At 41.0% G+C, this 14082-nt stretch carries 5 protein-coding genes and 2 pseudogenes; all 7 read right to left on the bottom strand.

The features are described 5' to 3' along the window. Positions 1 to 293: 293 nt before the first annotated feature. The gene (locus tag VB732_RS10870; protein ID WP_323230846.1) at positions 294 to 1394 is read right to left on the bottom strand and encodes a hypothetical protein; all 1101 of its coding nucleotides are present in this window, start codon (positions 1392 to 1394) and stop codon (positions 294 to 296) included. A gap of 340 nt (positions 1395 to 1734) precedes the next feature. Continuing rightward, a pseudogene (locus VB732_RS10865) lies at positions 1735 to 5007 on the bottom strand (non-ribosomal peptide synthetase); the annotation flags it as partial. 8 nt (positions 5008 to 5015) lie between these two features. Beyond that, positions 5016 to 9215, bottom strand: coding sequence for an amino acid adenylation domain-containing protein (locus tag VB732_RS10860; RefSeq protein WP_323230843.1), 4200 nt, complete (start codon positions 9213 to 9215; stop codon positions 5016 to 5018). 190 nt (positions 9216 to 9405) lie between these two features. Then, positions 9406 to 10017 (bottom strand): exopolysaccharide biosynthesis protein, encoded by a 612-nt coding sequence (locus VB732_RS10855; protein WP_323230842.1) that lies wholly within the window; start codon positions 10015 to 10017, stop codon positions 9406 to 9408. A 447-nt stretch (positions 10018 to 10464) separates the two neighbouring features. Beyond that, a complete protein-coding gene (locus tag VB732_RS10850) occupies positions 10465 to 11283 on the bottom strand; it encodes a DUF928 domain-containing protein (protein ID WP_323230840.1) in 819 nt (272 codons plus the stop codon). Between the two features lie 27 nt (positions 11284 to 11310). After that, on the bottom strand, positions 11311 to 13662 hold the full coding sequence (locus tag VB732_RS10845; protein ID WP_323230911.1) for a CHASE2 domain-containing protein: 2352 nt from the start codon (positions 13660 to 13662) through the stop codon (positions 11311 to 11313). Positions 13663 to 13965: 303 nt separating this feature from the next. After that, positions 13966 to 14074 (bottom strand): annotated as a pseudogene (locus VB732_RS10840) (DUF2887 domain-containing protein); the annotation flags it as partial. Between the last annotated feature and the right edge of the window lie 8 nt (positions 14075 to 14082).

Below are 14082 nucleotides of genomic sequence, written 5' to 3'. Positions count from 1 at the left end.
GATATTTAAGGTGCTTCAGCCAAATAAAATCTGGAAATACCAAAGAATTATTTGTACTAACGCACCCTAATAATACCGTTTCACTTTAAGGTTGATACACTTAGGCAAGCAGGGGAGCAGAGGAGAAATTATTTGTATCTTTTATTTGGTGAAATGGTATAACAGAAAATCCAGGATAGTTTAATTTTTGGACTTCCCTAATTATAGTGCGATCGCTAATTCACTCCTTCTAGAAGAAAGGTGAACCTTTAGTTAAATCCACCCTGCCTAGAACTTTGCTTAAAGGCTAGTTTTTATCTAGTCTTGTCTTCAATGATTCCGTCTTTGTTGGTGATAACGACTTCTGGCGTTGAGTTGCTGGATATACGGGTATCGTTATCGTTAATTTCCTTCTTGGTAGATTCTGCCGCATTTTGAGCAGATAATTTAATATCATCGGTTGAACCTTTGGCAGATTCAGTCGCATTCTGAGCCGATGATTTAACTGAATCACTTGCACTCTTAGCTGAGGATTTGACGGATTCAGTCGCATTCTGAGCCGATGATTTAACTGAATCACTTGCACTTTTAGCCGAAGATTTGAGGGATTCAGTCGCACCCTGAGCCGAAGATTTGAGGGATTCGGCAGCACTTTTTACAGATGGTTCGACTGCCTTCGCTGTTCCCTTGACAGTTGAGCGAACATCCTTAGTAGTACCTTCAATTTCCTTAGCTACAGCTTTGGCAGAAGGCTTTATTTCATCAGTAGCGCTTTTAATAGAGTTAGCAGCCCTTTCTACAGAAGGCTGAACACCTTCGATTGTATGCTGAACTGACCCTTTTACGTCTCTAATCGTAGGCTTGATTTCTTCGGATACGTTCTTAACTGCGTCTACCACAGAAGGTTTAGCCTCTTTAACCGTCTCATTGACTGATTCAGCTATACCTTTAATAGAAGGCTTGGACTCTTCAACTGTTTGCTTAACGGCTTCTGCTGTCCCTGTGATAGATGGCTTGACTTCTTCAATCGTTTCCTTGGCTGCTGTGCCTATGTCTTCTATAGAATGCTTAACACCCTCTGCTACAGAGTTAGCTGCATCCCCTAAATTATCTACAGCGCGGTTAACTGTATCAGCAGTTCCCTTACCAATGATCGCACCTGCAACTGAGCCTGCTACAGCACCGATAATGCCTCCAGAGCGAGCGCCTAGTACGCCACCAATTGCAGCTCCAGCTACCCTAGCACTAATCCCTGAACCGGATGAAGAGTCTGATGTTTCTTCTGAGTTGGATTCAGAATTTTCTTCAGCTTCATTTAAAGGCAATTTTTTCTCACTCTCACTTTTAACAATCCTTTCCTCACGAACGAAAGAATTGGTATCAGTTTGATTCAAAGGTTGCTTGTTGTCACTCATAATACTTTATACATTCAATAAGCTTCACTATTAAGCTAACTGATTAATTTTAGTAATTACCCCTAGCGCAAGGGGTATATATCTACTTATTAATGGTGAACCTGAGTGCAGGTGCAAGAAGATAAACCTGTGGTGAGCGATCGCATGAAAGCAGAATTACCTTACTCTGAAAAAGTTATGATCATACTTCTAAGACTGTATAAATCATTCCTGGGAATGAAACTTGGATGATTATAACTATGGTATGAAGCTAAAAGACAACGCAGTGAACAAGGTATCGCAAGGTTTAGGCTCATGATATTCATGCCTCATAATTTTCTGCTTGTATAAGCGTTTCTCTTTAGAATTCTACCTCTTCTCGCTCCTGACCCGTAGTTCCAACTTGATCCACGCCTTTTGTCGTCCAACATCTTGTTTCAATGTACTTAGTAAGTTTTTCTATGGTTGGTGCTTCAAACAAATTACGTACAGGCAAATCTATTTGGAAGGTGTCACGGATGCGGGAAGTTAGCTGAGTCGCTAATAGAGAATGGCCGCCCAGTTCAAAGAAATTGTCGTGGATACCTATTTGCTCTTTTCCCAAGACTTTAGCCCAAATTTGGGCAAGTAACTTTTCAATTTGCGATCGCGGTGCCACATAATCTTGATTATGGAAAGAAATTGTATCAGGCATGGGTAAAGCACGCCGATCCACTTTGCCATTATGTGTTAGAGGTAGAGATTCCAGTACTACATAGGCGCTTGGCACCATATATTCTGGCAGCTTTTCTTTGAGGAATTGGCGAAGTAAGGATGCAAAGCTTTGCACCTCTTGCATCGCTATCTGTTCCTGTTTGAGAACAATATAAGCTACCAAATACTTATCATCAGGTACATCCTCACCAACAATCACAACAGTTTCTCTCACTGCTGGATGTTGATTCAACACCGCTTCAATCTCTGACAACTCAATGCGGAAGCCACGAATTTTTACTTGATTGTCAATGCGGCCTAAAAATTCAATATTGCCATCAGTTAAATAACGAGCTAAATCACCCGTTCTATAAAGCCGTGTTTTGGGATTATCACCAAAAGGATGAGAAATAAAGTGTTTAGTAGTAAGTTCAGGGCGATTGAGATATTCTCGTGCTAGCCCCTCCCCACCAATATATAATTCGCCAGTAACGCCAATAGGCACTAGTTGTAAATAGGTATCTAATATATAAATCTGCGTGTTTGTAATGGGGATACCAATAGGTAAAGATGTGGCTGATGGTAACTCTTCTACGCAGTAATAAGAAGAAAATGTTGTATTCTCTGTAGGCCCATAAACATGAATTAAGTGCTTTGGCGCACCAAATTGGAGAATTTTTCTAATCCATCTCATATCAACTGTTTCGCCACCAAATAGAAAATATTTCAAGGTCGCAAAAGCTTGCGGAACATCTCTAACAATCTGTTGAAATAAAGCAGTAGTTAAAAATAGAATGTTGATATCTTTTTCTCGTAGTTGTAATGTAAATTCATGAGGCGAGAGGGTTAAATCTTTAGTAATTCCCACAAGTTGAGCGCCGTTAAGTAGCGCTCCCCAAATCTCGAATGTCGCTGCATCAAAAGAAGCATTTGAGGCTTGGGCGACTTTATCAGATGGTGAAAATTTTATATAGTTCGTATTGCAAACTAACCGATTTACAGCTTTGTGAGGTACAGCAACTCCCTTGGGTTTTCCTGTAGAACCAGAGGTGTAAATGACATAAGCTAAATTATTACTATTTAAATCGCTTTCAAGATTGTCTTGATTTTCTTGGGTAATAATTTCCCAGTCTTTATCTATAGAAATAATTGGCTTTGAGAAACCTTCAAAATGCTTGAGCAAGTTTTCTTGTGTCAGCAACACTGAAACTTGTGCATCTTCAAGCATAAAATTTAGACGTTCTTGAGGATAACTTGAGTCTAATGGAACATACACTCCCCCAGCTTTAAGAATGCCCAATAACCCGACGATCATTTCTATAGACTGTGAGATACAAATGCCAACTAAAACTTCTGAACATACTCCGATTTTTTGTAAGTGGTGTGCTAGTTTATTGCTGCGAGTATTCAACTCTTGATAAGTCAGCTGCTCGTTAGCAAAGTTTACTGCTATAGAATCAGGATACTGCTGTACCTTTTCTTCAAATAATTGATGGATACACCTATCTTGAGGATAATCTGTTTGAGTGTTATTCCATTTCACCAATACCTGATGTAACTCCGCTTCACTTAATAACGGTAAATTTGCAATTCGTTCTTCTGGATTTTCAACAATAGCTGACAACAGAGTTTTAAAATGTTCTACCATCCGGCTAATAGTGGCTCGATCAAATAAATCTGTGTTGTAAACCATTACGCCTCGGAGACCTTCAGAATACTCCCAGTTTCCGCCCCATAAGCTCCTAAAATCATCAGAACACTTCCACAGATGCAGTTCCAAATCAAAACGTGTTTTTTTCAAGTCAATATTCAGAAAGCTAGGTACTAATCCAGGCAGTTCTAGCGCTGACATTGGCGCATTCTGAAAACCAAACACCACTTGAAATAGGGGATGATGGCTCAAGTTACGCTCTGGATGCAGTTCTTCGACTAACTTTTCAAACGGCAAATCTTGATGGCTGTATGCTCCTAATGTTACCTCGCGGACTCTGCCTAATAGTTCTCGAAAACTGGGATTTTCAGATAAGTTGCTACGTAGCACTAAACTATTGACAAAAAAACCAATTATTCCTTCAATTTCGCTGTGGTTCCGATTAGCAATTGGGGAACCTACCGCAATATCTTCTTGATGTGTGTAGCGGTAAAGTAATGTTTGAAATGCTGCCACCAGTGTCATAAATAAGGTGACACTTTCTTGCTGTGACAGCTTTTCTAGTGCATCAATTAGCTTGAGCGGTAACTCTAGAAATTGGGTTGCTCCTTGATAGCTTTGTATAGCTGGTCTTGGTTTGTCAGTAGGTAAATGCAGTACGGAAATACCCTTTAATTGCTCCCGCCAGTAAGCTAACTGGGTTTGGAGTACTTCTCCTTGCAGCCACTCGCGCTGCCAGTGAGCAAAATCGGCGTACTGAAGAGGCAGTTCTAATAGAGGGGAAGGCTGATTTTGTGCAAAAGCTGCGTACAGCGTTCCCAGCTCCCGAATCAGTACCCCCATAGACCAATCGTCGCAGATAATGTGGTGCATATTCAGTAATAGAATATGTTCTGTCTCAGAAAGGACGAGGAGTATAACTCGCAGCAATGGCCCGGAGGATAAATCGAAGGGACGTTCTATCTCTGCGGTAATAATGCACTTTGCTTTAACCTCTTGTTCATCATCTGGCGATCGCTGGAGGTCTAATACAGAAAGAGGTATTGTTAAGCTGGGTGCAATAGCCTGTAGGGGTTGCCCATCCGACACAATAAAAGTTGTGCGTAAGGTTTCGTGGCGACGCACGATTTCGTTAAAAGTCTGTTCTAGTGCGGCTAATTTCAGGGAACCGCTCAAACGAATTACTGTCGGCACATTGTAGATACTATTGTCGGGGATCAACTGGTCGAGAAACCATAGCCGTTGTTGGGCAAAAGATGCTGGAAAAACGAAGACTTCTTCAGAAGACATATTGATCCTTATTTTAAATTCTGTGATTTCTCAATACAAGCTCTTAGCTGTGCGGCGAGAATTTGGATATAGGGTTTTCTCAGCATAGTTAGGTGATTACCAGGAATATGATGGATTTCCGTTCCTCCTACAGTTAGCTGATCCCAACCCATACTCGGATCTTCTTTGGCAATGCTTGATTGAACCTTGGTTCTGAAAAGATTAATTCGTTTAGGGTAGGCTTGCGGAACGTAGTTAAGAACTGCTTGGCTATTGGCATAAAAAACACGAAACATTGGACGAATTGCTAACTCGCTTAAAAGTCTTAACTTGGATTCTTCAGGTATAACGTTAACTGGGGCATCCTCTTTTAGGATGAGGTGAGAGAAGAGATTTGTTTGAAACCGCACAATTTGATTAAAATTAGCCCATCGAGAAGTTAAACTGTTAATTTTATTCTTAGCGATCGCAATAATTAGATAAAAATAATCCAGGAAAAAGGGCCATATATATCGCACCACTGTTGTCAGCATAAACTTGAAACCACTACCCAAAGAAGGTACACTGCCTGGAATTGGTGCTAAAGTGTCAAGCACAGCAAGTAAAGCCACTTCTTCCCCAGAATTTTGGAGTTGTTGAGCCATTTCAAAAGCAACCCAACCTCCAAAAGACCAACCTCCTAAAAAATAAGGGCCTTTAGGCTGCACTCTACGCAATGCTTCAATATAGTGAGCAGCCATATCCTCAATGCGAGTCAATGGAGAACTTTTTCCGTCAAGTCCAATAGGTTGTAGCCCATAAAATGGTTGATTTTTTCCCAAATGATTAGCTAATTCGTAATAAGGAAAAACAACACCAAAAACTGGATGAACGCAGAAGAAAGGTGGATTTGAGCCAGCAGGTTGAATCGGAACTAATGGAGACCACAAGAGAGAATCTGCTTGTGAGGATAGAGAAATTGCTAAACTTTCAATTGTGGGATTTAAAAATAAGCTAGATAGTGGTAATTCCCGCTCAAAGTGCTTGTGTATCTGCTTCATCAGACGTACAGTTAACAGCGAATCTCCTCCCAAGTCAAAGAAGTTATCGTAAATACCCACACGCTCAATATTAAGCACTTCAGCCCAAATTTTTGCTAAGGTTGACTCGGTTGGAGTCCGAGGAGCGATAAATGTTTTATCTATTAAGCCGCTAGCCGGACTGTTGATTTCTGTTAACGCTAAACGATCCACTTTACCACTAGCTGTTAGCGGCAGAGAATCCAGCATTACAAAAGCTTTTGGAATCATGTATTCTGGCAATTTTTCTTTTAAGAATTTACGTAGTAGTGACGATAAATTTGAGGCAGCGCGTTGCGGGGGTTCCCCCCGTTGTAGCGACTGCCGTTGCATCTCTACATTGAGAACAATATAAGCCACCAAGTACTTATCACCAGATACGTTTTCTTTAACAATTACTACTGCTTTTTGCACACTCTGATGCTGACTCAGGACTGTTTCAATTTCTGACAACTCAATGCGGAATCCACGAATTTTTACTTGGTTATCGATGCGACCTAAAAATTCGATATTACCATCTGGTCGATACCGAGCTAAATCACCCGTTTTGTAAAGTCGCGCTCCCTTTTTATCGTTAAAAGGATTGGGAATAAACGTTTCAATAGTTAATTCCGGGCGATTAAGATAGCCTTGTGCCAATCCCTCACCAGCTATGTATAATTCGCCAGTAATCCCAATTGGTAAAAGTTGTAAATGTTTATCTAATATATAAATTTGAGTATTAGCAATAGGGCGACCAATGGGCGGTTTTTCACTGATAGTACTAATCTCTGCAATGGTTGACCAAACTGTTGCTTCAGTAGGGCCATAAGCATTAAAAAACCGGCGTTGAGAGTTCCACCAACGTTTTACAATATCATCGGTACAGGATTCACCTGCACAAATGATAGTTTGCAATGCCGGCAGTGATTTTGCAGGTAAGATAGCTAAGACTGCTGGCGGAAGGGTGACGTGAGTAATAGCTTTTTCGCGCAATAATTTCAGCAAAGGTTGTCCGGGTAAAAGGGATTCTTTATTTGCTAAATAAAGAGTTGCTCCTGTTTGTAGTGCCATGACAATCTCAAAAATTGAGGCATCAAAACTTAATGATGCGAATTGCAGAATGCGGTTACTCGGTTGTAAGTTAAAAACCTCAATCTGAGATGCCGCTAAGTTTGACAATCCTCGATGCTGGAGCAAAACGCCTTTAGGCTTTCCTGTTGAACCAGAGGTGTAGATAACATAAGCTAGGTTGTCAGATGTTACGCAGGTGTTTGGGTTTTCTTGGCTGTGTTGCGTAATAGTTGCCCAATCTTTATCTATGTAAACTATAGACAAGAGATCCCCCCAACTCTCCTTAAAAAGGGGGGCTAAAGAGGAATGAGTGAGCAAGATTGAAACTTGTGCATCTTCTAGGATGAAATTAAGACGTTCTTGAGGTAGGCTCGGATCTAAAGGCAGGTATGCTCCGCCTGCTTTGAGGATGCCTAATAGTGCAACGATCGCTTCTGGCGATCGCTCTACGCAAATACCTACTAAAACGTCAGGGACTACCCCCAATTTTTTCAGATAATGTGCAAGTTGGTTGCTGCGTATATTTAACTCGTTGTAGCTGAGTTGTTCATCGTCAAAGACTAGTGCGATCGCGGAGCGTGCGTTTAACGCAATCGCATCGGGAGTTTCTTGCACTTGTGCTTCAAATAACTGATGAAAACACTTATTCTCTGGATAGTCTCGTTTAGTGTCATTCCAATCAATTAATAACTCTTGTCGTTCTTGCACAGTAAGCAAAGACAAATCTGAAACTCGCTGTTCTGGATTGGCAACAATGCTTTCTAGCAGCGTTTGGAAATGTCCCAACATTCGCGTAATGGTTTTGTCATCGAATAAATCGGTGCTATAAACCATTTGTCCTTTCAAACTTTCCAAGTCTTGCCACAAATGGAACTCTAAATCAAGTTTTGCAGTTTTGCTATCGAACTCAAATAGCGAGAGCGTTAACCCAGGTAACTCTAGGGTTTCGATAGGAGTGTTTTGTAGGCTAAATACAACCTGAAAAAAAGGATGATAGCTCAAATCCCGCTCTGGGTGCAGTTCTTCCACCAGCTTTTCAAAGGGCAAATCTTGATGGCTGTATGCTCCTAAAGTTACCTCTCGGACTCGATTCAACAATTCTCGAAACGTCGGGTTCCCTGAGAAATCTGTACGTAACACCAAGCTATTGACAAAAAAACCAATTAATCCTTCTAGTTCGCTACGATTGCGATTAGCAATAGGTGAACCAACTGCAATATCCTCTTGCTGCGTGTAGCGATAGAGCAAAGTCTGAAACGCTGCCAGCATTGTCATGAATAAGGTAAGGCCTTCTTGGTAACTCAGTGCCTCTAGCGCTTGAGTTAAGGAGTGTGGTAGCTCTAAAAATTGTTTTGCACCCCTGTAGCTAGGAACTGCTGGTCTTAGTCGGTCGGTGGGGAGATTCAATACCGAAATCCCGTTTAATTGCTTCTGCCAATAAAATAGCTGGCTTTGTAGGGGCGAGATGCCGTTTGCTGCCACTCCTTGTAGCCAGTCCCGTTGCCATTGAGCGAAATCTGCATACTGAATGGGTAGTTCTGGTAGAAGCGTAGATAGGGAGTAGCTTCGCTTATCCTCTGCCAAGGCTTTGTATAATACCCCCAATTCTTTAATTAGCACTCCAATTGACCAGCCATCGGCAACTATGTGATGTAGATTTAGCAGCAGCAGATATTCTGCTTCATCCAGTTGCAGCAGCTTTACTCGCAGCAATGGCCCAGTGGTGAGATTGAAAGGGTGTTGAGCCTCTTGGGTAACGATTTGCTGCACTCGTGTGTCGCGTTCTGGGCTGTCGAAATTGCGTAGGTCTATTAAGGGAAGAGGTATGGTTAAGCTAGGTGCGATCGCCTGTACTGGTTGCTGTACCATAACAAACCTAGTACGTAACGTTTCGTGGCGACGTACAATTTCGTTGAATGTCTGCTTTAAGGCGGTGAAGTTGAGGGAACCTGTCAGGTGAAGTGCTGTTGAAACGTTGTAAAATGGATTCCCCGGTGCTAACTGGTCGAGAAACCACAATCGCTGCTGGGCGAAAGAAGTGGGAAAAACGAAAACCTCTGCTTCCTCAGAAAAATTAAGTTCATCATCTGTGAAACTACTGTAAATATACTGGCTCATAAGTAAATGGCAAACAGTTGTCGTGGATGTGGAAACCTTTTCTCAGCTATCAGTGATATATGTCAATACTTAGAATTATGTTGGTAAAGCTAAATACTTATTACTACAACTGTATCAAGCAGATGTGTCTGTTTGGCGAGTTCCAATTTTCGACTATGGTTTCATCAGATAATGCCTAAAAGTGATTAGTTTACCGAAAAAGATTAGGTAACAAATAGGTAGCCCCAGTATATAAAAGGTAAAAGGCAAAACCGAAAAACAAGGTATTCAAAACGGTGGCTACATAGCCTAAGCACATCAATATACCGTCAGATTCGATAGTTGCAACTGCTAAAAGTAACATTCCCACAGCAGGAATAGGATTTGTAGCAGGAGGATATGGCGACATTAGTAATATTGCCAACCAGGTGAGACATATCCCATTGAACCGCCAAATTAAGGGATTTTCGGCAACCTTCTGAAAACGCGGACGGGAGATTTTTTCTAAGACTTTGGTCACACGTTGTAAATTTTTCAACAGTGTTTGAGCAAACCAATTAGGGAATTTAAGGCTGGCAATTTTTTTCGGCAGCCACGGTGTACGCCTCCCCAAAGCCATCTGTCCTGACATCAACAAACAAGCTATACCGAGAGGAGTGCTTAACCCCGGTGGCGTGGGTATCAAAAATGGTAACACCAACAATGCAATCACTAAGCTAAAACCTCGTTCTGAGGTTTCAGAAATCACATCACCTAGAGTCAGAGGTTTTTCAGCTAAATGTTGCAATAATGACTTTATATCTTGAGAAAATCTTAAGGTCATAACGCTTCAGGTAATCAGTATTGATCAAATAATTCATCAAGCTTTACTTTAATCCAGACCTATAGTTTTGTGTCTGCATATTTTGGCATCAGTATTTTAGTGATTTTCTGGTAGTAGTATTAGCTGCATTTATGATTTAGCAATACTATATTTATAACAGTGTAAACTAATACACTGTTACTAAGTGAATTAAATAACACGCTGAAATCTATATTGTTATGAGTTATATCATGTCCGGTTAAATAATTGTCATTGCGAACGAAGTGAAGCAATCCCAAAAGCCTTGCGATTGCTTCCTTCCACTTCGTTGCACTCGCAATGACATATCACAAGTAATTTGCCGGACATGATATTAGGCGATCGCTAGTTCAAATTTAGCAACTAATTGATGTACTGAATGCTACACTCAAAAATGGTTCAAGCCCATAAATTGAGCTTTTTACTCAATTAATTAGGATCATTAAAACGGGGTTGGCAACAATTAATCAGTGGTTGATTAGCTATTTCTTCTAAGCCAACTGAATAAAGCAAAGATTTCCACTCTGCTAGTAAAATCTCATTTTGGGGATTGCTATGGCGTAATTGTGCCAAACTCACGACAGCATCGTACCAAATACCATTTGCTGCATAAAGCGTCGCTTTTTGTTGGGGTGTTGCTTGTTTAAGTTGTTCTGTTAATGTTGTATTTTGGTTAACCCTTTGCACCCAACCATCTACATAATCCAGTTTTGTAGGTTGTTTATGGTCGCATTGAACCCTTACCTTAAAAAACCAGTGATACATTTTCCCCACCTGCAAAGAACTTTCATTTGGCGGAAAATGAACGCTAATAATTCCTGGTGATTCTGGTGGGATCAGATAAGTTCGGTATAAAGTTTGGCTTTTGTTATTGGTTCGCTCTTGCAAAACAAATTCTATGTTGGCTATAGATGAGGCTTTGTAGGGAACAAAAAATAAGAAGTAAGGATGTTCAGCGTTTGTTAAACCCCAAACTTGAGTTATGGGAACAACTGCTTGCTTATTCTGGTTAAGAGTTTGTTGATAGGTGGGTACTAAGGCTGTTACCGTTTGATTCGCTGCATCGCATCCACGGCTTGCAGCCCCACCTCTAGAACCTGCTGCACTTCGGTCTGGCGGTGGCGGTGGTGGGATAAATTTGACTGAGGCCAGATGATTATTAACTGGTAACGCCTGGAGTTGTAGAGGGTAGGATATATTACTAGTGAATGCTATCACCAAGGCTATGGTTAATTGAAGGTTTTTCATAATTTGTTGTTAGGCAAAAAGATATTTTTATGATTCTTTGATAGGTTTTATGAAGGCTACTAAGATAACAGCACTATTTCCTAAAGCGATCGCCGCAGGTACGAAGGGAAGCCAATAACTATATAGTATTAAGAATATCAGGCAAAAACCGTATAAACTCAGGAATGCTACCCCTATTGCCAAGGCCAAAGCAGTACTTGAGCGCAGATAAGCTGCAAGCAAACCCCCTGTGATAGCCCAACCCCAAACCCACATCACTTCACTCCATACATCCCAAGTCGATAAAAGAGTCCGCCCATCTAAAGCCGCACTCAATAACTGACTTACCATCTGTGCTTGTAAAAAAACTCCTGCTATTTCCTGTGATTTACCTTGAGAAGAAGCGTAGGGAGTCAATGAATAATCACGAAAACTTTCAGCTGTTGTACCAATTAAAACTATCCGGTCTTTAACTGCATCGGCTTTTAGTTTACCAGACAGCGCTTGTTGTAGGGTAATGCGGGGTGCGATCGCTTCTAAATTAGAAAAAGAACGATAATTAAGTAAAATTTGGTGTCCCAACGCATCAATACCTTGGTAGCCTCCGGTATGAGCCTCAATTGGTTTTAAGGTAAGCTTACCTAATTGCCATACACCATCAGGGCTAAATTGTAACTTAATTCCTTGTGCATATAAATAACGTAATGTCAACTGCACATTTAAGGCATAATGTGCAGTACAGGGAGATGAGGGAGGGGGAGTTAACGCCAACAGATGCCGCCGTACCACATTATCAGCATCGATGACGATATCACTAAAGCCGAGAGCGTCGGGAGAAATTTCTGGTGGTGGTTTGATGCCTGGTTTGCTAGTTTGGGGGTTACTAACTTGACATACTGCCACAAAGCGATCGCTATTTCTCATCCGTTCTGCCAATTTTGGATAAGCTGGCTGTACAGCATAATCGCGGTATATATCCAAACCAATCACCCGTGGTTGATATGCCTCCAATTTTGCTAATAACTTATCTAAAGCCTCATCTGATAAAGACCCCCGTCGATTGGGAGATTGGGCTTGTACATCTTCTTCGGTAACTGTAATTACCAGTATGCGAGAATCTGGTTTTTCCTGGGGGCGCAGACGTAACAGATGGTCAAATGCCGTTAACTCCCATGATTGCAGTAAACCAAAATACCGTACTCCCATTAACAATGGTGTAATGACTATGCTGGCAAGCATGACCGCAGACAAAGCTTGTCGTAGATTGATACCTTCCCTAGTTGGAGTTTTGGGTACGGGTATTATTTCTTGACTATTCTGGTTGACGTGCAATTCTTGCCACAGTAAAGGCATTGTTGCTGGATTTTGATAAATTACAGGCAACCAAGTAGCACAGGGAAATTGAGTTTCTAGTCCTTGCAACCGTTCCCGCGCTTCTCTGACTGCTATGTATAAAGATTTACCACAGGCAAAAGCTTCTAAAAAATACTTCAAAAATTCTTGCGCCACCCTATCAGGAACTGGTTCTCGCATAACAATGATTTGGGGTATATGCAAATCTGCAAACTCCCGCGCCAAACCCAAACCATCACAGGAGTTAAAAATTGCTAAATGTAACCCTCGTTCTACTGCTTTTCGCAAACCATACTTTAATTGATTAATTGTCAAACTTTCTGTTTGATTAATATAAATTTTCCCTTCATTACCGCTTCCATCAGTAGCACTATGTCCGGCGAAAAATAAAATCTGCCAGTCTTGTTCCCATAGCTGGTCAGTGAGGTCTTTACTTGATGGCTCGACTAAAAAAGTAGTATTTGCATAAGGTAATTTTTTAAGAAGCTGACTGTCAGCTTGGATATCAATTCCCTGACTGTTACCCAAAATTGCTAAAACTTTCACCTGCGATTGAGGGTGCGAATTGCGGCTAACTTGTTCATAATTAGGCGCACTCAGAGCAATTTCGGCTTTGGGATAACGTTCTAATAAATCCCACAAATGCCAAGGGAGTTTTTGCAATCTCAAGTCATTGGTTTGGAGTAGTACGCGGATATGGTCTTCTGGTAGCAGCTTTTCCAGCCATTTTTCGCGGATAGAGCGAAAACAATGGGACGATAGCCAGATATTTAAGCGGATTCTCAAACTATCCGCAGCTTTTTGGCAATCTTCTAAGGAAGGGGTTTGTTTTGATTGTTTGGGAATACCAATCGGGCGACCAGGAAATTTAAGTTTACAGTAAATAGACTGCCATTGATGGTAACAAAGGGGAATTTCTGGGTCTGGCGGTAGTTCGCCACTAATCTCTACAATTGGCCTGACATTTTCATCACCAATTTGCAATGTTACAGGAAATCCCACTTCAAAACTTCCCGTACCTAACTTTAAAACTACTAACTTACTCAACGTTAGTACTCCAGATATGGCAACGTAACTTACTTTAATACAAGATATTAAGTAGGTAAACATAATTAATTACATAATGTCATTGCGAATGCAGCGAAGCGAAATGAAGCAATCGCAAGGGCTGGGATTGCTATCTCTACGAGACGCTCCGCGAACGCTTCGCTCGCAATGACTGTAATTAATTTTGCGTAATTACTTATGCTACTAGATACGACTGTTGTCAGAGTATATGCAGTTAATGAGCCTCAACTCGCTTCTAACCACGACTGCAAATCAGTCACCTGGTAAAATTTAACTGTGTAATTTGGGTTTTTTGATAGCTACTGAATCAAATTGGTAAGTATAAGTATAATTCAAATAAAAGGGTGGGAAATTGTTGAAATAGTTTGTAAAAAATCGAGTTTTGTCGCATGAAAAATT

Origin of the sequence: Nostoc sp. UHCC 0252 (assembly GCF_034931145.1) — a bacterium.
In the GTDB taxonomy this organism is placed as follows: Bacteria; Cyanobacteriota; Cyanobacteriia; order Cyanobacteriales; family Nostocaceae; genus Nostoc.
The sequence above is the reverse complement of the archived record's forward strand: the minus strand, read 5'-3'. Positions and strand labels throughout refer to the sequence as shown.

Bases quoted from the DNA above. Each gene is read 5' to 3' on its own strand.
- VB732_RS10870 (WP_323230846.1), bottom strand. From the start codon at position 1,394: ATGAGTGACAACAAGCAACCTTTGAATCAAACTGATACCAATTCTTTC.
- VB732_RS10860 (WP_323230843.1), bottom strand. From the start codon at position 9,215: ATGAGCCAGTATATTTACAGTAGTTTCACAGATGATGAACTTAATTTT.
- VB732_RS10855 (WP_323230842.1), bottom strand. From the start codon at position 10,017: ATGACCTTAAGATTTTCTCAAGATATAAAGTCATTATTGCAACATTTA.
- VB732_RS10850 (WP_323230840.1), bottom strand. From the start codon at position 11,283: ATGAAAAACCTTCAATTAACCATAGCCTTGGTGATAGCATTCACTAGT.